This is a genomic window from Arthrobacter ulcerisalmonis (assembly GCF_900609065.1).
In the GTDB taxonomy this organism is placed as follows: Bacteria; Actinomycetota; Actinomycetes; order Actinomycetales; family Micrococcaceae; genus Arthrobacter; species Arthrobacter ulcerisalmonis.
Map to the genome: position 1 here is coordinate 294,893 of NZ_UXAU01000009.1, position 18,658 is coordinate 313,550.

Genomic DNA, 18,658 nt, shown 5'->3' on the forward strand with positions numbered 1-18,658 from the left:
GCCGATGCGGGTTCGTCTCGGGTTCCGGAGCCCTTGAAGCCGAAAGGAACCATCGTGATTAGCAACCCCAAGCCGGAGGCCGCCCGGGCCCCCGGCGCCCGCCCCCTGGACGGGATCGTCATCGCCGACTTTTCCCGTGTCCTGGCCGGCCCCTACGCCACCATGCTGCTGGCCGATATGGGTGCCGAAGTCATCAAAGTCGAAAGCCCGGGTGGGGATGACACGCGCTCGTGGTTGCCCCCGGTGCGCCCTGACGGTGTCTCGACGTACTACTCGGCCATCAACCGCAACAAAAAGTCCGTCGTACTGAACCTGAAGGACGAGGACGACCTCGCTGCCGCCAAAGAGCTCGCCGCCCGCGCCGATGTCATGATCGAAAACTTCAAGCCCGGGGGACTGAAACGGTTCGGGCTGGACTACAGCTCGGTGCGAGAACGCAACAAGGCGGTCATCTACTGCTCCATCAGCGGATTCGGCACCGCCGAAGGCGCCGCGCTGCCCGGGTATGATCTCATCGTTCAGGCCATGTCCGGGCTGATGAGCCTCACCGGAGACCCCAATGGTGAACCCTACCGAGCCGGCATCAGCGTCTTCGACGTCATGGCCGGGCTGCACTCGACCATCGGCATCCTCGCCGCCCTGCACCACCGCGACCGCACCGGCGAAGGGCAGAACATTGAAACGAGCCTCATGGCATCGGCCATGAGCGGGCTCGTCAACCAGACCTCCGCCTATGTCGCCGGAAATGTCACACCCTTCAGGATGGGCAACGCCCACCCGAGCCTGTTCCCCTATGAAGCCTTGCCGACCAAGGACGATGACCTGATCATCACCGCCGGCAACAACGCCCAGTTCCGTAAACTCTGCGCCGTACTGGACGTTCCCGAACTCGCTGACGATAAACGGTTCGCCGACAACGCCGACCGGACCAGGCATCGCGAAAAACTCCGCCCCCTGCTGGTGGAACGCCTGAAGACCCGGACCGCCGAAGAATGGTTCGAAAAGCTGAACGAAGCCGGCGTACCCACCGGGCCCATCAACACCATCAAACAGGGTGTCGAGTACGCCCAGAAACTTGGCCTGCAGCCCGTCGTTCAGGTTGGCGCCGGGGCCAAAACCGTCCCGGGCGTGCGCAACCCGATCACGTTCTCCGCCACCCCGGCACGATACGAACTGGCACCGCCGGAGCTGGGCGAACACACCGACGAAATCCGCGCCTGGCTTGCCTCCGCCGCCGTCCCGACCGCCTCAACCCCTGGAGCATCATGAACCCCACCCTCGAGCAGGAAAAGCTGCAGTTCCCAACCTCACTGGGAACATCCACCGCCACCGAAATCCGCCTCCTGGGCCAGGACCTCGCCGCAGACCTGATGGGCAAAGTCAGCTTCGGCGAACTCGCCTTCTGGCTCGTCGCCATGCGGCGCCCCACAGCCGGCGAACTGCGCGTCTTCGAATCGGTGCTGGTGGCCCTTGCCGATCACGGCTTCACCCCCACGGCCATCGCCGCCCGGCTCACCTACCTCAGCGCCCCGGACTCCCTGCAGGGAGCCATGGCCGCCGGCCTGCTCGGCGGAGGCTCCCGCTTCCTCGGTGTCACCGAAGACTGCGGCCAATTCCTCGCCGCCACCCTCAAAGCCCATAAAGGGGGCCTCCCGGACACCGACGCCGAATGGGACGACCTGGCCCTGAACGCCATCACCACCCAACGCGCAGCCGGCAAATTCGTCCCCGGACTGGGCCACCCCAACCACAAGGACGGCGACCCGCGCACCCCGGTGCTGATCGGCATCGCCGAGGAAGAAGGCCTCCACGGACCGCACCTGCGGCTATTCGAAGCCATCGGCCGGATGAGCGAAAAGGCCCTCGGCCGCAAACTCCCGCTCAACGGCGCCGGTGTCTGCGGCGCCGCACTGGCCGACCTCGGACTGCCACCCGAGCTGCTCCGCGGATTCGCCCTCCTCGCCCGCGCCGCCGGGTTGCTCGGGCAGATCGCCGAGGAACGCCGCAGCCCCATCGCCAACGAGATCTACATGGCAGTGGACCGGAACGCCATCTACGTCGACCCAAAGTCACCCACAGCGCCGGACGAAAACTAAAACCAGCAGGACCTGTGCGGGCCGCCACCACCCCCGGACGCTCCCGGAGCAGGCCGGCCGATTGAAGCCGGAAGCTGGGAGCGCGGAACGCCCCCACCCTGCCGCTGTGTGTCACAAGCGGCATCCTGTTCGCTGGGTGGCTTCAGAATTTTGAGAAGTCTGATCACGCATCGCCGGTACCGTGCTCGTCGTCTGTATCGGGCTCATATTAAGGGGAGGCCGAGATTGAACACCGCACGGGCTGATGATGAGTCATTTTCCGCTTCTGGCTGGACTCGTGCGGGGTTTAACTGGCATTCACGGTTATTCGTGAGACGGGAGTTCCCTCCTCCATCCGCGGGATCCGTTCTCCTGGTGGAATCGTCAGAAGACGGCGGGTCGTGCCGGCGTCATTGTTTCTTCCGCATGCCGTAGGCGGGCTGGCAGTGGGCGCCAAGAGGGCCGCTCCAGCGAAGGCTTTCGGCTGTACGTGTGACCGCTTCCAGGCCAGTGATACGCTCGCCGGAGAGTATTCCATGCATCGGATTGAGCTTGATGGACGCGAACGATATGAACGACCCGGCACCCGACATAACGATGTCGAGCACGGAAGCCGCAGCTTACCTGAGCGGTTTAGTCGGTTACGGTGTCAGCGCTGAGGTGCTGGAGAGCCTGAACGCCTTTGGCCGTGGCCCTGTCACTGAGGAACAGGGCCAGAGTTTGGTATATCGCCGGTCAGCGCTCGATGCGTTTCTCCGAGAAAACGGCGCGGATCCGATGGTTTGGATGGCTGGCGCGTGGCGGACCATCGCGGACCAAGTCGAAGCCGTGACCGCAGACCATCCTGAGCTGCAGTCCGAGACATTCGTAGAAAAATTAAGAAATCAGGAAAGCGACGACGGATGGGATGCCGACAAAGCCAGATAAGCGGCACAATCGCGTGGCCAGGAAGTCATCAATTTCGGCTGGCCGCCATTGCCACGGAAATTCACCCGTGACGCGCTGAAAGCGTTCTAGCAGCTGGCAGCGCTGCTTGATCGTCTGTATCGTGAGGCCGCGTGCCAGCATCTGTGCCCGCCAGCCATCCAACATGGCAGTGAAGACCCGTTCATCAGCCCTGAACAGCCCAAGGTCCGGATCCACCAGCATCCGCGGGAGGAAACCCGGAACGGCGCTACTCATAACGACCCCTAAGCCATGGAAACATGCATTAGATGCATGAAACCTACAGCCATAAGCGATCCGGGGGCAAAGTCAGCCATTGGCGTGAGGAATGCGCGCCACCGCAAAGCCCGGTTGACCTCTGGAAACGCCTGATTCGTCATGAAACGGGAGTTCTCGCAGCTACTTCTACTCCCGTGCTTTTTACGCCGATAATGGACCTTACGTCGCGTTGCCGCGCGGTGTACCAAGAAGGCCCTTTCGGCAGTCATGACGGCATCTTAGAGCTGGCTTCGAATTCCCTGAAGCAAATCTCATCAGTTTTAACCCAGCAGGGTTCAGGCGCCGCATCTGCCGCACTTTTGCGACAACCGATTCAGGGTTGGCCGCGAAATACGCCTCATCCGGGCTGCCGAGGCCGACTCCGAAGTCGATATTCATCACGCCTTCCGTCGCTCCCAATGGCTGGATGCGGCAGTAGTTCTCCGTTGCCCGGCAGGGGATATCTCGAAGTCACGTTTGGCTAGCCGGGGCGATTATCGTGGCGCGGAACCAGCAAGAGCGGACTGACGGGAGCAGGCCAAGCTCCGTCGCCCGAGCAAACGTGCCCGGAACTATGGCAGATTCCAAGCCGCTGCGCGAGTCACATGGAACCAGGCGCGGCCTGAATCGCTGATAACGCGTCATCAACGTCAAATACATCACAGAAGTTTGATTAATAGGTCATCCTAAGTAAGGCTTGCCTGTGTTGTTCGTCGAACAGCTCTGACCGAAAGGATGACCAGTGCCGCTGATGCCCCCCCTTGACGCGATCCACCTGGACGACCCGCGCGCCACCGGCGCCCAGCCCAACGCAACCCAGCCCAACGACGAGCGGCCCAACAGCGCCCAGTCTGGGCAGGACTTTGGATCCAGCGTGGAACTGGCGCTGGGCGCCACCAACCACCTCTTCAACAAACGCAACGCACCCCGCTACGTTGCCCAGGTGCTGCAGGGTGTCACCGTCGTGGCCACCAAGATTGAGCGCACCACCCAACCGTTCACCGGCGTGGGTCCTGCCGAGATGAAGGCTCGCGTTGACGCCGTTGACCTGGCAAGCCCCCTCGCGGACACGGCCGCAGCGCTTGAGGAACTCGAATCCGTCTACCTCCGCGATGCTGTCTATTTCCACGACAGCAAGTACGCGGCACACCTCAATTGCCCCGTGGTGATCCCCGCCCTCGTGGGTGAGGCAATCCTGTCTGCAGTGAACTCATCCCTCGACACCTGGGACCAGAGCGCCGGTGCCACCATGATCGAGCGCCGCCTCATCGACTGGGCTGCTGACCGGCTGCACCTCGGCGCCGACGCCGACGGCATCTTCACGTCCGGCGGAAGCCAATCCAACCTTCAGGCCCTCCTGATCGCCCGCAACCACGCGGTGGCCGGGCTCCGGCAGGAACCGTCCCGCGCCAACCTCCGCCTCCCGGCGCTGCTGGATTCGCTCCGGATCTTCACCTCGGAGGACAGCCACTTCAGCATCCAGAAGTCCGCCTCCATGCTGGGCCTGGGGTTCGACGCCGTCATCACCGTCCCGTGCACCCCTGACCACCGGATGGACCCGACCGCGCTGGCCACCGCCATGGCCGATGCGCATGAAGCAGGCCACACCGCCATGGCGGTCGTGGCCACCGGCGGCACCACAGATTTCGGCGCCGTGGATCCACTCACCGACCTGGCCGCATTGGCGCGCGCCTACGGCGCCTGGTTCCACGTTGACGCCGCATACGGCGGCGGTTTGATGGTGTCCGGCCGCTACCGGCACCTCCTGGACGGCACACGCCTGGCCGACTCCGTCACCGTCGACTTCCACAAGACCTTCTTCCAGCCGGTGAGCTCGAGCGCCCTGCTGGTCCGCGAGAGCACCATGCTCCGCCACATCACCTACTACGCCGATTACTTGAACCCGGAAAGCGCCGCACTGGCAGAGATCCCCAACCAGGTGGACAAGAGTATCCAGACCACCCGCCGGTTCGACGCGCTGAAGCTGTGGCTGACGCTGCGGATCATGGGCGCCGACGCCATCGGTGCGCTGTTTGACGAGGCCATCGACCTTGCCGCCCAGGTTGGTTCGCTCTTGGCATCGGATGACGACTTCGAACTGGTGGCAGCGCCCCAGCTGAGCACCCTGGTGTTCCGCTACCGGCCCGTCGACGCGGACGGCACCCGCCTGAGCGAGGATGCCGCGGACACCCTCAACCCGGCGATCCGCGCCGCCGTCTTCGCCTCGGGCCAGGCCGTTGTGGCTGGGACCAAGGTGGCTGGCCGGCACTACCTCAAGTTCACCCTCCTCAATGCCGAGGCCACGTTGGAGGACATCAGCGAAATCGTTGAGCTCCTGCGCCGCACCGGCGCGAGCCTCCTGCCGGCCCAGAATCAGGCCCAGAACCAGGACCACAACCGGAGCGGGGCGGCAGCATGAGCCACGTCCACGACTTCGCGGCGATCGGCGTCGGGCCCTTCAACCTGGGCCTGGCCGCCCTCGCCGAGCCCATCGACGGCCTGGACGGCGTGTTTCTCGAGCAGCGCGATTCGTTCGACTGGCACCCGGGCATGATGCTGGAGCCCGCCCACCTCCAGGTCCCCTTCATGGCGGACCTGGTCACGCTCGCGGACCCCACCTCGCCCTACTCCTTCCTGAACTTCCTCAAGCAGACCGGCAGGCTCTATCGCTTCTACATCCGCGAGAATTTCTACCCCCTGCGTGCCGAGTTCAACCAGTACTGCCAATGGGTGGCCGGCCAGTTGCCGTCGGTCCGGTTTGGCACATCGGTGACGGACATTGCGTACGACGACGGCGTGTACCGGCTCACCGTCAACGGTCCAGATGGGCAGGAGGTACTGCTGGCGCGGCGGCTGGTGCTGGGCACCGGCACCTCGCCGTACGTCCCCGAATCCGGTCGGGGCATCATGGCCCAGTCGGCAGCGGGCACGGGCGGACTGGTGTTCCACAACGCCGAGTACCTGGCCCGGAAGGCGGAGCTGCAGAAGAAGCGCAGCATCACCATCCTGGGCAGTGGCCAGAGTGCAGCGGAGATCTACTACGAGCTGCTCCAGGAAGCCGATGCCCACGGGTACCAGCTCAACTGGGTCACCCGCTCCGGCAGGTTCTTCCCGTTGGAGTACACCAAGCTGACCCTGGAAATGACCTCGCCGGAGTATGTGGACTACTTCCACGAACTGCCGGAGTCCCAGCGCGATCACTTGATCAAGACGCAGAAGAACCTGTACAAGGGCATCAACTCCGAGCTGATCGACGCCATCTATGATCTGCTCTACACACGCAGCATCGCGGGCCTGGTGGACACCCAATTGCTCACGCACTCGACCCTTACCGCGGCGCACTGGGATGCGGCAGTCGGCACGCACACGTTGCACCTGGCGCACGGGGAACAGGGCAGCAGCTACACCCTGGACACCGAGGCAGTGGTCCTGGCCACCGGGTACGGCTACCGCGAGCCGGCGTTCCTGGCCGGCATCAGGGACCGGATCGTCCGGGACGGTGCCGGCAGGTTCGCCGTGAACCGGAACTACAGCACCGGCGTCGATGCCGGCGAAATCTTCGTCCAGAACGCCGAACTGCACACGCACGGCTTCGTCACCCCTGACCTGGGCATGGCCGCCTACCGCAACTCCTGCATCCTGCGCGAAATCACCGGCCGCGAGGTGTACCCCGTGGAACGCAGCATCGCCTTCCAACACTTCGGTGCGCCAACCGGCATTCCCGCGGAGGTGCCGGCATGAGGTTCACCTTCCGCTGCCTGGACGCCGTGGCAGACGCCGAACTCCTGCACGGCTGGGTCAGCCAGCCCTACGCCTCCTTCTGGGGGATGCTCAACGCCAGCGTCGCCGACGTGGCCAAGGAATACGGCGGCATCCAGTCCAGCGGCCATCACCACGCCGAATTGGGGCTCGACGACGGCGTCCCCGCCTTCCTGATGGAGGAATACGTTCCCGATGCCTCACCACTGGCCGCGGTCTACGCAGTGGAACCCGGCGACGTGGGGATGCACCTGCTGGTGGCGCCGCCGTCGTCCGGGTACGAACCCGGCTACACCACCACGGTGATGGACGCCGTCCTGTCCAGGCTCTTCTCCCGCCCCGAGGTGGAACGAGTGGTGGTGGAACCCGACGCGCGCAACACCAAGATCCACGCCCTCAACGCCCGGTTGGGCTTCCAACCCGTTGGCGTGGTGACCCTGCCAGACAAGGAAGCGCTGCTCAGCTTCTGCACCCGCGCGGACTACCACGCCGCCCGCGCCACGATCACCCACCTGCAAAACCTCCACCCCCAGGGAGCGCTATGACCATCCACCTCGAGAACGCCGTGCAACAGCACCGCTCAACCCTCGACGCCGAACAGCTGGCCAGCGCGCCGCACCTGAACGCCGAGCGCTGGGACGCCGCCAACCGGCACCTGCTGCGCAAGTCGCTCGCCGAGTTCTCGCACGAACGGATCCTGACGCCGGAGCCACTGGGTGCGGGGCTGTTCCGCGTCACCAGCACCGACGGCAGGCATGAGTACCGCTTTGCGGCGCGGGTGCTGGAACTTGAGCATTGGTCCATCGACGCCGAGTCCATCCAAGGCTTCCAGGACGGCACCGAAGCGCCGCTGGATGTCCTGGACTTCATCACCGTCTTCCACGAGACCCTGGGCATCACCATTGCCATGCTGCCGGTATACCTGGAAGAGGTCAGCAGCACGTTGGCCAGCCGCGCCTACAAGGAGTGGGCCAGCCAGCCGTCGTCGGCCGAACTGGTAGCCGGCGTGACCGGCGGGCTGGACCGGGCGGCCGATTTCCAGGCGATCGAACGCAGCATGACGGAGGGTCACCCGTGCTTCGTTGCGAACAATGGCCGGCTGGGGTTTGGCGTCAGCGACTTCCACGCGTACGCCCCCGAAACTGGCGCGCCGCTGCAGCTGGTCTGGATCGCTGCGCAGCGCAGCCATGCCGTGTTCACGGCCAGCGAAGGCTTGGACTACCGCGCCCACCTGGACGCCGAGCTGGGTCCACTGGCGGGGGATTTCGACGCCGAACTGCAGCTGCAGGGGTTGGACCCGGAGCAGTACTTCTTCCTGCCCGTGCATCCGTGGCAGTGGGAAAACAAACTCACGGTCACCTTTGCCGCGGAGATTGCCCGGCAGCGGATTGTGTACTTGGGCACGGGGACAGAGCGTTACCAGGCCCAGCAGTCCATCCGCACGTTCTTCAACACCACGGATCCCGCCAAGCACTACGTGAAGACGGCAATGTCGGTCTTGAACATGGGCTTCATGCGCGGGCTGTCGCCGCAGTACATGAAGGCCACCCCGGCCATCAACGATTGGCTGCGCGGACTAATTGAGGCGGATCCGGCGCTGCAGGACCGCGGCTTCACCATGATCGGCGAAATTGCCGCGATCGGCTACCACAACGCCAATTATGAGGCTGGCTCGGCGCCGGGTTCGCCCTACCGCAAGATGCTGTCCGCCCTGTGGCGGGAAAGCCCGCTGCCACTCCTGGCTGAAGGCCAGCAGTTGGCCACCATGGCGTCCCTGCTGCACGTTGATGCATCGGGCCAACCCCTGGTGTCCGCCCTGATCCAGCGGTCCGGGTTGAGCGCAGCCGAGTGGCTTCGCCGCTACTTTGAGGCGTACCTGGTGCCGCTGGTGCACTGCCTGTACAAGTACGAGCTGGCGTTCATGCCCCACGGTGAGAACGTCATCCTCATCCTCGACGACGGGGTGCCGGTACGCGCCATCATGAAGGACATCGCCGAGGAAATCGTGGTGATGGGGGAGCGGCTTGAGCTTCCGGCCGAGGTGTCCCGCATCCAGGTGGCCATCCCGGACACGGAGAAGGTGCTGGCGATCTTCACCGACATCTTCGACTGCATTTTCCGCTTCCTGGCCGCGCTCCTGGACGACGACGGCACTTTGGCCCAGGAGGATTTCTGGCGTATCGCTGCAGAAGCCGTTGCCGACTATCAGGAGCAGCACCCCGAGTTGGCTGACCAGTTTGCCCGCCACGATCTCTTCGCCGCGGACTTTGAACTGTCCTGCCTCAATCGGCTGCAGCTGCGCAACAACCAGCAGATGCTGGACCTGACGGATCCGTCCGGTGGGCTGCAGATGGCCGGCCGGTTGGCTAACCCCCTGGCGCGCTATGCACCGGGAGTGGCGGCAGCAGGGTAGGTCACGGCTGACCAGGGTCACGGGGCTTACTGGGAACCGGACGCTAGGCTTGCCGCATGAGCCACGCATTGTCTGGAACCACTGCCCTTGTCACCGGCGCCAGCGCAGGACTGGGCGGCGAGTTTGCACGCCAACTCGCCGCCCAGGGCTGCAACGTCGTGCTGGTGGCGCGCCGTGAGGAGCGGTTGACTGCCTTGGCTGCCGACCTTGAACAGCGGTACGGGGTCACGGCTGAGGTGCTGGTCGCGGACCTGACAGAGGACCGCGACCTGGCCGCCGTCGTCGTCCGCCTGTCCGATCCAGAACGCCCGGTGGGGATCCTGGTCAACAACGCCGGGATCGGCATGCTGCGGGACTTCGCCGAGAACGGCCTCGAGGAGGAGCGGCGGCACCTGAAGCTGCACGCCGAAGCGGCGCTGACCCTGACGCACGCTGCGCTGCAAGGGATGTTGGCGCGCGGGACCGGCAGGGTGATCAACGTGTCCAGCATCGCCGCGTTCCTGCCCCGCGGCACCTATTCGGCGGCCAAGGCGTGGCTGCTGAGTTTCAGCCGGTGGGCCAATCTGGCCTATGGGCCGCGCGGCGTCAAAGTCACGGCGGTGTGCCCAGGGTTCACCAGGACCGAATTCCACGAGCAGATGGGCATGGACACCGGCGTTGCGCCGTCGTGGACCTGGCTGTCTGCGTCGCGGGTGGTGCTGGAAGCGCTGGCGGCAAACGAACGCGGCCGGGCCGTGTGCATCCCGTCCAAGCGCTACAAAACCGTGGCACTCCTGGCCAAGGTGGCTCCTGCCCGGCTGATGGCGGGGCCGGCGCGCAAGCCCAGGGCAGAGTAGGACGCCCGGGTTTTTCACTGCGGACCAGCACGGCAAAGGCCCGCCCCGCACGGCTTCCGAAGAAGCGATACGGGGCGGGCCTTGGAGCGTGGGCTACTGCAAGTGCCCTCCTGAAGCTACGCCGGAGCGGCCGTCTTACCGTCAGCGGTGGCTGTGCCCTCGGACGGTGGGATGACGTCGTCGAACGGCAGGTCCGCCACGACGAAGTTCGGGTTCTCATCCTGCGTGGCCACGAGTTCGCGGGCCTCCTCCTGCGTGTCCACGCTGGGCATGGACCCGGGAAGGGGCTTGTTGGCCGATTCCTTGAGGAAGTAGATGCCCACCGCGCCTGCAGCGGAGGTCACCATCAGGTAGTAGGCAGGCATCATGTCGTTGTCGGTCGCCTGGATGAGCGCGGCCACAATGAATGGCGTGGTGCCACCAAAAATGGCTACCGCAAAGTTGTAGGCGATGCCCATCGAGCTGTACCGGCTCGAGGTGGGGAACTGGGCCGGCAGCGATGACGCCAGGTTGGCAACGTAGAAGGTGACCGGGAAGGCGATGAGCGCCAGGCCCACCAGGGTTGACCACACTTCGCCGATCCCAATCATCATGAACGCTGGAACGGCCAGCACGATGGTGCTCACTGCGCCCACCCAGAGGATGGGGCGGCGGCCCACCTTGTCCGACAGCTTGCCGGTCAGGGGGATGCAGAGGGCCATGATCACCAGGACGGGAATGGTCAACGCGGTACCGTGCATCTCGTCGTAGCCCTTTTCGGACGTGAGATACGTGGGCATGTACGAGGTCAGCGCGTACCCGGCGGTGTTGGCCGCAGCCACCACCACCATGGCAACCAGGATGGGGCGCCAGTTGGCCTTGACGGTGGCAATCGGTCCGCTGGCGGTGACAGGATCGGACGCGGTGGCGTTCTTGGACGCCTCTTCGCGGGCATCCAGGGTTGCCTGGAATTGAGGGGATTCCTCAATCTTGCTCCGGAAGTAGATGGCGATCAGTCCCAGCGGACCGGCCACCAGGAACGGAATCCGCCAGCCCCATTCCTCCATGGCAGCTTGGCCGAGCGTCAGCTGCAGCACCGATACCAGTGCGGCACCGATGGCGAAGCCAAGGTAACTGCCCAGGTCCAGGAAACTGGCGAAGAAACCGCGACGGCGGTCCGCCGCGTATTCGCTCACAAAGGTGGTGGCGCCGGCGTACTCGCCGCCGGTGGAGAAGCCCTGGATGACCTTCAAGATCACCAGCAGGGCGGGCGACCAGAGGCCAACCTGGGCATAGCCGGGCAGCAGGCCTACGGCGAAGGTGCTCGCAGCCATGATCATCAAGGTGGTGGCCAGCGTCTTCTGCCGGCCCACCTTGTCGCCCAGCCAGCCAAAGATGATGCCGCCGAGGGGGCGGGCAATGAAGGTTGCGGCGAAGGTTCCCAGCAGGAACAGGGTGGCCGTGGCCGGATCGGCTTCGGGCAGGAAGGTGACGCCCATGGTGGTGATCAGGTAGCCAAAAACACCAACGTCGTACCATTCCATGGTGTTGCCCACGATGGTTCCGCCCATTGCTTTCCTGAGCATGGGCTGGTTAACCACGTTGACGTCGGATTCTTTCAGCCGGCGTCGGGGCAGTCTTGGTTTCTTGAGTATTTTGGGGGCACTCGGGTTTGTTCTGCGGGCGTTATTCTCGCCTGCTGAAGAGTCGGTCATGCTTCGGTCTTCGGGCATTTGGAAGGCTCCTGTGGAGGTCATTTGCTTGCGACTTGTAGCTGCCCCGCTCCGGGCAGACCTTCAATTTTACGCTCAATCTCTGGCGTTCGCTCGTTGAATGCCGTACGATCCCCCCTTTTGTGCCGCTCTGCGGCAGTTGTTTATCGTTTTATTTTGCCGCGCTTTCCCAGTGATGACGCGGAATTCTCGCCGTGGCCGCCACCGTTACCAAATATTTTTCTTCGAGGGCGCATTTTGTGCCGTTTCAGGGGCGGAATTGGCGAGAAGCCGCGGGATGTTCCACTGCCTGAGCGGGAGTCGCGGAGCACTGTTCTACCGTCGTCGTCCGAGGTTCTGGAGACGGCATCGGAACTGCGGCGCGCAGGGGTTCACAGGACGGCAGCGGATGCCTAAAGTGGGGCCATGGAAATTCTCTGAAAATGGGTCAGCGGACGCGCGCACTGCCGTCGCTGATGGCTGCCCACCGCCGTACAGGCCGCCACGGGCAGACCAGGACCCGCCGCCACCGAGCGTTGCCGCCCCATCGGCACCATCCTTGGCCCCTGGACCTGGAGCATCAATCACCAGACTTCATTCATCGCAGAAGGAAGAGAACAATGGCTGACGAAAACCGCACCCAAGACATTGCACCCGAGATGGCTGACCAGTTGGCTGCCGCCATGGGCGCTCCTGCAGCGCCCGGCCCGGCGGTTGCCGGCACGGCCAACCAGGCCCCCCAGAACGAGTGGCCGGATGGCAACGGCAAGCACCGACACCCCAAGGACCGTGGCGCGGGCCATGGCCGGATGGGACACGAAGCGGCAGTGACCGCCGTGCACCGCACCAGCCGGCCGCAGATGCCGCACTCCTCATAGGCTCCGGCAAGGACCGTTCCGGCGGTCCAGTCACTTCAACTCTGCCCCGCGTTGCGGGCGGCTTTCGCCGCTGACGACGTGGGGCAGAGCTGCTTAATCTTCCAGGACCACGTCTGCTGGGTCCTTGTCCGGCCGCCAGCCCCGCCACACCGGATGCCGTAGCCTGCCCGGACCCGTCCAGGCACTGAAGGTCACCTCGCCCACGAGCATGGGTTCCATCCAGGTCGCATCGGCGGCGTCTATCCTAGGGACGTCGTGGAACGGCGAGGGCGCCGGTCCCATCGACTCGACGGTGCGGCGCAACTCGGCCAGTTCCCGATCACTGAAACCGCCGCCCACCCTGCCCACGTAACGGAGCCTGTCGCCATCCGGGATGCCCACCAGCAACGAGCCCACCGTCTGTTTGCGTGCACCGTTTCCGGGCCGCCAGCCGCCCACCACCACTTCCTGGGTCTGCTCCAGTTTGAGCTTGATCCAGGTCTTGGTCCGCTGCCCGCTGACGTACCTGCTGTCGATTCGCTTGGCCAAGACGCCCTCAAGTCCCAGTTCCTGGGCGCTGGCCAGAATCTGCGCCACCGGATCTGTCAGGACTGCCGAAAGCTCGATCGGGGCGCCGTTGGATAGTGGGCTGCCGGTGGAGGAGAAGAACTGTTCCAACCGGTGGCGCCGCTTGGTCAGGGGGAGCCGGCGCAGATCCGTGGCGTCATCAGAGAGCAGATCAAATAGCAGCAGCCGGACCGGAATGGATGTGCGGGCCTGGGTTACCTCAGCAGCGCGGGTCAGCTTCATCCGGCCCTGCAACACACCGAAGTCGGGGCGTCCCGATGCCGAGAAGGCCACGATCTCGCCGTCGGCCACAAAGGGCTGCGGCGGCCAGCTGCTCCGATCCGTGAGCTCCGGGTAGGTGCGGCTGACATCGTTGCCGTTGCGGCTGAAGATCCGCACCGAGCTGGCGTCAGCCACGATGATGGCGCGGACGCCGTCCCACTTGAGCTCCAGTTGCCAGTCGCTGCCGTGCAGATCGGACGGCTTGCCGGCAGAGGCCAGCATGGGGGCGAAGGCCAGCGGACCGGGCGCGCCTGGAGCGCCTGCGTGGTCGGCATCCTGATGGCCCGAAACAGCTCCAGCACCCGCATTGTCCTCGCTGCCCGCGTCCGCCACCTCCCGCCGTCGTCCGCCGTGGTGTTCCGCGTCCATCAGGTGGATCAGCCACTGACCTGCGGCGCCGCTGCCGTGCCCGCGGCCCGTGTGGATGAGCGCGAACTTGCGGGTGCCGCCGAGTCCGCCGCCGGGTGCCCCGGTGAGCGTGGCGATGACCTCCCTGCCGTTGATCCATTTGTGCAGCTCGTACGTGCCGTGGTCCCAGATGCTCACCTCGCCCGCGCCGTACTGACCTTTGGGGATGGTCCCCTCGAAGCTGCCGTAGTCGAGCGGGTGGTCCTCGGTCTGCACCGCCAGGTTGTTCCGGCCGCCGGTCTCAGGGACGCCCTTGGGCAGTGCCCAGGAAACCAGGACGCCCTCGTGCTCGAGCCGAAAATCGAAATGCAGCCGGCTGGCGTGGTGCTCCTGGATGACAAAGCTGTTCCCGTTGCCGGGGGCGCCGCTGAAGGGCTCTGGCGTGGCTTGGGGGTTGCGCATGGCACGGTAGGGCGCCAAGCGTGGATCCGACGTGGCCGGATCCGGACTGGCCGCAGCAGGCTCCCCGCCGGGCAGGCCGGCTGTGGCCCGGACGACGGCGGCAAACGGGTCGAGCCCGTCGCGTACCCGTTGCAGGACGGCTTCGTAGTCGAGCTGGGCTAGGTCCGGAGCCTCAAGTTCGTCCCAGGTCCGGGGCGCAGCCACCGTCGGGGTGGTCCGGCCGCGCAGGGAGTAGGGCACGATGGTGGTTTTTGCGGCGCTGTTCTGGCTCCAATCGACCAGCACCTTGCCCCGGCGCAGGGTTTTCTTCATGTCGCTGACGGCGAGTTTCGGGTGGTCCGCTTCGAGCGCCCGGGCCAGTTCGTGGGCGAACGAAGAAATCTGGTCGGAGGACTGTCTGCCGTCCAACGCTGCGTAGAGGTGGATGCCCTTGCTGCCGCTGGTCACCGGGACCGGGTCCAGGCCAACATCCTGCAGGATGGTGCGTGCCAGCAAGGCGATTTCCTGGCACTCGGGGAGGCCTGCGCCGTCGCCAGGGTCCAGGTCCAGCACCAGCCTGTCTGGGGGAAGCTGGTGGCCCTGGCCGTCCACCCGCCACTGCGGTACATGGATTTCCAGCGAGTTGATCTGGCCAAACCAGGTGAGCGTGGCTGGATCATTGACCAAGGGGTAATAGATGGTGCCGTCTTTATGGGCGATGGCCGCGCGGGGCAGCCACCCCGGTGCCGAGTGGTCAAGATTCTTCTGGAAGAACAGTTCACCCGGGCGTTCGGCGGTGCCAACACCATGCACCCAGCGCTTCTGGGTGGCCGGTCGGTTCGAGGCCGCCGGGATGAGGACGTGCGCCACTGCAGCGTAGTAGGCCAGCACATCTGCCTTGGTGGTGCCGGTCTCCGGATAGATGACTTTGTCCAGATTGGTCAGCGTCAGCTCGCGGCCAGCAACCCGAACCCGGTCCCGCGTACCTGCCATAGGGGCTTCACCTCCGGCCCAGTCTGTTGTTCACTTGAGGGATGAGAGCCATCTGGAAAGGTGCCATCGCGTTTGGCCTGGTCAACGTGCCCGTCAAGGTCTACAGCGCTACTGAAGATCATGACATCAGTCTGCACCAGGTACACAACGCCGACGGCGGCAGGATCCGCTACCAGCGCCGGTGCGAGGTCTGCAGCCAGGTTATCGACTATTCGGACATCGACAAGGCCTACGAGGACGACGGCAGGACGGTCATTCTGTCCAAGGAGGAACTCAAGTCCATTCCGGCCGAGAACAGCCACGAGATCGAGGTGGTGCAGTTCGTCCCGTCGGAGCAGCTTGAACCCATGATGTTCGAGAAGAGCTACTACCTGGAGCCCGATTCGACCTCCCCCAAGGCCTACGTGCTCCTGCGGCGTGCCCTGGAAGACACTGACCGGGTGGCCATTGTGCAGTTCGCGCTCCGCGAGAAGACCAGGTTGGGGGCGCTCCGGATCAAGGACGATGTGCTGGTGCTGCAGTCGCTGCTTTGGCCAGATGAGGTCCGCGAAGCTAATTTCCCGGCACTTGAAGCGAGCATCAGGATTTCGGCGCAGGAGCGGGATATGTCTGCCGCGCTGGTGGAGTCCATGGCCGCCGACTTTGATCCGACCCACTTCACCGACGACTACCAGACCCAGCTGCGGCAGCTCATTGACGCCAAGCTCGAAAAGGGCGATTCGCTGGACACCGAGGAGACCTTCGGCGCCGAGCAGGGCGGCAGTGGCAGCGGCGAGGTCATCGACCTGATGGAAGCGCTGAAGCGCAGCCTCGAACGCAAGCGCGGCACTGCGGCGTCGGGGGACGAGCCCGCATCGGGGACGGCAGAAGGGGCGGACGACGCCGACACCGGGAAGAAGGCGAGCGGCACCCGACGCGCTGCGGCCAAGAAGCCCGCTGCCGCGGCCTCGGGCGGCACGTCCAGCCGGGCCAGGGCCTCAACCAAGGCCAGCAGCACCGGGGCGGACAAGGAATCAACCGAGGCCGGCGCCAAGACGCCAGCCAAGCGAACAGCTGCGAAGGCGGCACCGAGCCGGGCCCGCAAACCGGCCTGATCCAGATGGCTAGTTTTCCGGCGGCTATGCCGGGGTCAACGAAAAGGCGGTCAGAGAATGAGCGAAGAATTCGTGTCCAGGTCCACCATCTCCATCGATGCTTCGCCGCAACAGGTCTGGGATGTGGTGACTGATCCGGCGGCGGTGAAGGAGTTCATGTTCGGCGCGGATCTTGAAACCGACTGGACTGTGGGCGGCCCGATTTTCTGGCGAGGCGAGTATGAGGGCAAGCCATACCAGGACAAGGGCGAAATCCTCGACGTCGAGCCGGCAGCGCGGCTCGTCCACACCCACTTCAGTCCCCTCGGCGGCGAGGCGGACGAGCCACAGAATTATCACACCCTCACCTGGATGTTGCATGCCCAGGACGGTGCCACGCAGCTCACGTTGACGCAGGAAAATAATCCCTCGGCCGACGCAGCGCAGCATTCGCAGGGTATGTGGGACATGCTGCTGGCGGACGTCAAACGGATCACCGAAAGCCGCTAGCGGGAGCTGGGCTGCCTGTTCAGGGGAACCGGGTACCGGCAGCGCTCGGACCGTGGTTCTCGACGTCCGCATCGGCGTCACTGCCAAGAAGGCTTCGTGTGAGGGCCTCCCCATCGGCCATCAGGCCGTCCACAGCAGCTCCGAGGTGCCTGTCCTCAACGGGCCCGCCTTCCATCACGGCAGCAACCACGGCCCGTCGCACCAGTTCTCGGGCGAATGAGGCGGTGGTCCCCGCTGTTCGTGCCGCCGCGTCCTGAAGGGCGCCGGCGCTGAAGGGAATCCCGCGCGCGTAAAGGTCGAGGAGGCTTGTCCGCTCTCCGAGAGCCGGCAGCGGGATCTCCACGGCAAGATCCACGCGCCCTGGGCGCTGGGCCAAAGCACGTTCCAGCATGTCCACGCGATTGGTGGTTAGGACAAAGGCGACGTCAGCATCCCGGTCCAGGCCGTCCATAGCGTCCAGCACCTCAAACAGTAACGGCTGCGGTCCATGCCCGAAACTCCGGTCCTCGGCGATCAGGTCGCAGTCTTCAAGGACAACAATTGACGGTTGCAACGCTCGGGCCATGGCAGCGGCTTCCGAGACTCTCGCCAATGATCCGCCCGACAAGAGGATGGCAGTTGTTCCCTCACTCTGACTGAGCAGATAGCGCACCGTGTGGGTTTTACCCGTTCCCGGGCTGCCATAAAGAAGAACGCCCCGCTTCAGGTGCTGGCCGTAGTCGCTGAGGGACGCCCGATGTTCGGCAATGCCAAGCACGTGACCCGACACTTTCTGCAGTATCCCGTCGGGCAGGATGACATCGGACGCCTCCAGGACAGGCCTGGCATGGAACGTGACGCCCGAAGCGCTGGGGCCGTACTCGCCCATGACCAAGGAAATGATCTGGCCTTTCAGGACGCTCTGGTGCTGCATCCGCAAGCGGAGCTCAGCAAGGAATTTCGCGGCAGTGGCGGTGTCCGCTGCGAGGACTTCGAGGGAAGCTGACGCTCGGCCAAAACGCGGGTTCGCGTCCCGCTGCCACACGGACAGTGGGCTGCCCCCATAGGTGAACAACCACAGCCCCATCGCGACCGCCTGACGCTGATCGTCGGGCCCGGTGGCGAGGTTCCTGTAGTCGGGCTGAGTCAGGGGAAAATGCGAGAAGACTTCCGACACCTGCAACATGTCGCTGAGCGATTGATGGTGCCGCTGGTCCCCGCCGCCGATGCCGACCAGCCGGAAATCGGCACTCTCGGCTGCGAGTTCGGCCATGACAATGTCAGCGTCAACGAATCGGTGCGGGGAGATCTCCTCCACCACGACGGACAGTGTCTCTGCCGGCAGACCGAGATGCGCAGTGAGCGTGGTCAACAGCTGCGGTCCCGTTGGCGGCCGGTGCCTGCCGGACTGTGCCAATTGCATGAGGTCCGCAAAATCGTCGATGAACTTCTCCAATTTTTCATCCATGCGCAGACCCTACCAGCACCAAGGGAAGAGCCCAGGGCGGTCTGTTCCCTGCCGGTCAGAGTCTGCTCCGGGCGAGCAAGCGCCCAAAGGCCCCGCAGGCGCACACGACGGCGGCCGGCCACCCCGAGGAAGTCTCGGGAGGGACCGGCCGCGCGTACTGCGT

15 protein-coding genes are annotated in these 18,658 nt (G+C 64.8%); 11 read left to right on the forward strand and 4 right to left on the reverse strand.

Features of this window, described 5'->3' with window-relative positions; translation table 11 throughout:
• Window positions 1–54 precede the first annotated feature (54 nt).
• The 3 genes from PSET11_RS01775 (at window position 55) to PSET11_RS01785 (ending at window position 3,002) form a co-directional block, all read left to right on the forward strand.
• The gene (locus PSET11_RS01775; protein WP_203415869.1) at window positions 55–1,269 is read left to right on the forward strand and encodes a CaiB/BaiF CoA transferase family protein; all 1,215 of its coding nucleotides are present in this window, start codon (window positions 55–57) and stop codon (window positions 1,267–1,269) included.
• Window positions 1,266–2,096 carry a citryl-CoA lyase gene (locus PSET11_RS01780; RefSeq protein ID WP_124090148.1) on the forward strand — a complete coding sequence of 277 codons (831 nt, stop codon included), beginning with the start codon at window positions 1,266–1,268 and terminating at the stop codon, window positions 2,094–2,096. Before PSET11_RS01775 ends, PSET11_RS01780 begins: the two co-directional genes overlap by 4 nt.
• Before the next feature lie 534 nt (window positions 2,097–2,630).
• A complete protein-coding gene (locus PSET11_RS01785) occupies window positions 2,631–3,002 on the forward strand; it encodes a hypothetical protein (protein ID WP_124090150.1) in 372 nt (123 codons plus the stop codon).
• On the opposite strand, the gene PSET11_RS01790 is transcribed toward PSET11_RS01785, so the two are convergent.
• Window positions 2,952–3,257 carry a hypothetical protein gene (locus tag PSET11_RS01790; RefSeq protein WP_203415870.1) on the reverse strand — a complete coding sequence of 102 codons (306 nt, stop codon included), beginning with the start codon at window positions 3,255–3,257 and terminating at the stop codon, window positions 2,952–2,954. The two genes, PSET11_RS01785 and PSET11_RS01790, sit on opposite strands and share 51 nt — an antisense overlap.
• Window positions 3,258–4,029: 772 nt before the next feature.
• Here PSET11_RS01790 and PSET11_RS01795 point away from each other — a divergent pair.
• Genes PSET11_RS01795 through PSET11_RS01815 form a run of 5 tightly spaced genes read left to right on the forward strand, consistent with a single transcriptional unit; the run spans window position 4,030 to window position 10,286 of the window.
• Window positions 4,030–5,697: a pyridoxal phosphate-dependent decarboxylase family protein gene (locus PSET11_RS01795; RefSeq protein ID WP_124090152.1), complete on the forward strand. Its 1,668-nt coding sequence runs from the start codon at window positions 4,030–4,032 to the stop codon at window positions 5,695–5,697.
• Window positions 5,694–7,019: a lysine N(6)-hydroxylase/L-ornithine N(5)-oxygenase family protein gene (locus PSET11_RS01800; protein ID WP_124090154.1), complete on the forward strand. Its 1,326-nt coding sequence runs from the start codon at window positions 5,694–5,696 to the stop codon at window positions 7,017–7,019. The genes PSET11_RS01795 and PSET11_RS01800 overlap by 4 nt, the downstream gene beginning before the upstream one ends.
• Window positions 7,016–7,582, forward strand: coding sequence for a GNAT family N-acetyltransferase (locus PSET11_RS01805; RefSeq protein ID WP_124090156.1), 567 nt, complete (start codon window positions 7,016–7,018; stop codon window positions 7,580–7,582). Before PSET11_RS01800 ends, PSET11_RS01805 begins: the two co-directional genes overlap by 4 nt.
• Window positions 7,579–9,450, forward strand: coding sequence for an IucA/IucC family protein (locus PSET11_RS01810; protein WP_124090158.1), 1,872 nt, complete (start codon window positions 7,579–7,581; stop codon window positions 9,448–9,450). Before PSET11_RS01805 ends, PSET11_RS01810 begins: the two co-directional genes overlap by 4 nt.
• Window positions 9,451–9,506: 56 nt before the next feature.
• Window positions 9,507–10,286 (forward strand): SDR family NAD(P)-dependent oxidoreductase, encoded by a 780-nt coding sequence (locus PSET11_RS01815; protein WP_124090159.1) that lies wholly within the window; start codon window positions 9,507–9,509, stop codon window positions 10,284–10,286.
• Between the two features lie 116 nt (window positions 10,287–10,402).
• Here the strand turns inward: PSET11_RS01815 and PSET11_RS01820 are convergent, their stop codons facing one another.
• The gene (locus PSET11_RS01820; RefSeq protein WP_124090161.1) at window positions 10,403–11,998 is read right to left on the reverse strand and encodes an MFS transporter; all 1,596 of its coding nucleotides are present in this window, start codon (window positions 11,996–11,998) and stop codon (window positions 10,403–10,405) included.
• A 599-nt stretch (window positions 11,999–12,597) separates the two neighbouring features.
• On the opposite strand from PSET11_RS01820, the gene PSET11_RS01825 reads away from it, so the two are divergent.
• On the forward strand, window positions 12,598–12,855 hold the full coding sequence (locus tag PSET11_RS01825) for a hypothetical protein (RefSeq protein WP_124090163.1): 258 nt from the start codon (window positions 12,598–12,600) through the stop codon (window positions 12,853–12,855).
• A gap of 93 nt (window positions 12,856–12,948) precedes the next feature.
• On the opposite strand, the gene PSET11_RS01830 is transcribed toward PSET11_RS01825, so the two are convergent.
• Window positions 12,949–15,465 (reverse strand): ATP-dependent DNA ligase, encoded by a 2,517-nt coding sequence (locus tag PSET11_RS01830; RefSeq protein ID WP_124090165.1) that lies wholly within the window; start codon window positions 15,463–15,465, stop codon window positions 12,949–12,951.
• A 41-nt stretch (window positions 15,466–15,506) separates the two neighbouring features.
• On the opposite strand from PSET11_RS01830, the gene ku reads away from it, so the two are divergent.
• Both ku and PSET11_RS01840 read left to right on the forward strand, forming a co-directional pair.
• Window positions 15,507–16,559 (forward strand): non-homologous end joining protein Ku, encoded by a 1,053-nt coding sequence (gene ku / locus PSET11_RS01835; RefSeq protein ID WP_124090167.1) that lies wholly within the window; start codon window positions 15,507–15,509, stop codon window positions 16,557–16,559.
• 57 nt (window positions 16,560–16,616) lie between these two features.
• Window positions 16,617–17,048 (forward strand): SRPBCC domain-containing protein, encoded by a 432-nt coding sequence (locus PSET11_RS01840; RefSeq protein ID WP_124090169.1) that lies wholly within the window; start codon window positions 16,617–16,619, stop codon window positions 17,046–17,048.
• Window positions 17,049–17,067: 19 nt separating this feature from the next.
• Here PSET11_RS01840 and PSET11_RS01845 read toward each other — a convergent pair whose 3' ends face one another.
• Window positions 17,068–18,495: an AAA family ATPase gene (locus tag PSET11_RS01845; RefSeq protein ID WP_124090171.1), complete on the reverse strand. Its 1,428-nt coding sequence runs from the start codon at window positions 18,493–18,495 to the stop codon at window positions 17,068–17,070.
• Window positions 18,496–18,658 lie beyond the last annotated feature (163 nt).

Excerpts from the sequence above, each read along its gene's own strand:
- ku (WP_124090167.1), top strand. The coding sequence starts at position 15,507 with ATGAGAGCCATCTGGAAAGGTGCCATCGCGTTTGGCCTGGTCAACGTG.
- PSET11_RS01830 (WP_124090165.1), bottom strand. The coding sequence starts at position 15,465 with ATGGCAGGTACGCGGGACCGGGTTCGGGTTGCTGGCCGCGAGCTGACG.
- PSET11_RS01825 (WP_124090163.1), top strand. The coding sequence starts at position 12,598 with ATGGCTGACGAAAACCGCACCCAAGACATTGCACCCGAGATGGCTGAC.
- PSET11_RS01815 (WP_124090159.1), top strand. The coding sequence starts at position 9,507 with ATGAGCCACGCATTGTCTGGAACCACTGCCCTTGTCACCGGCGCCAGC.
- PSET11_RS01795 (WP_124090152.1), top strand. The coding sequence starts at position 4,030 with ATGCCCCCCCTTGACGCGATCCACCTGGACGACCCGCGCGCCACCGGC.
- PSET11_RS01840 (WP_124090169.1), top strand. The coding sequence starts at position 16,617 with ATGAGCGAAGAATTCGTGTCCAGGTCCACCATCTCCATCGATGCTTCG.
- PSET11_RS01810 (WP_124090158.1), top strand. The coding sequence starts at position 7,579 with ATGACCATCCACCTCGAGAACGCCGTGCAACAGCACCGCTCAACCCTC.
- PSET11_RS01780 (WP_124090148.1), top strand. The coding sequence starts at position 1,266 with ATGAACCCCACCCTCGAGCAGGAAAAGCTGCAGTTCCCAACCTCACTG.
- PSET11_RS01805 (WP_124090156.1), top strand. The coding sequence starts at position 7,016 with ATGAGGTTCACCTTCCGCTGCCTGGACGCCGTGGCAGACGCCGAACTC.
- PSET11_RS01820 (WP_124090161.1), bottom strand. The coding sequence starts at position 11,998 with ATGCCCGAAGACCGAAGCATGACCGACTCTTCAGCAGGCGAGAATAAC.
- PSET11_RS01845 (WP_124090171.1), bottom strand. The coding sequence starts at position 18,495 with ATGGATGAAAAATTGGAGAAGTTCATCGACGATTTTGCGGACCTCATG.
- PSET11_RS01790 (WP_203415870.1), bottom strand. The coding sequence starts at position 3,257 with ATGAGTAGCGCCGTTCCGGGTTTCCTCCCGCGGATGCTGGTGGATCCG.
- PSET11_RS01800 (WP_124090154.1), top strand. The coding sequence starts at position 5,694 with ATGAGCCACGTCCACGACTTCGCGGCGATCGGCGTCGGGCCCTTCAAC.
- PSET11_RS01785 (WP_124090150.1), top strand. The coding sequence starts at position 2,631 with ATGGACGCGAACGATATGAACGACCCGGCACCCGACATAACGATGTCG.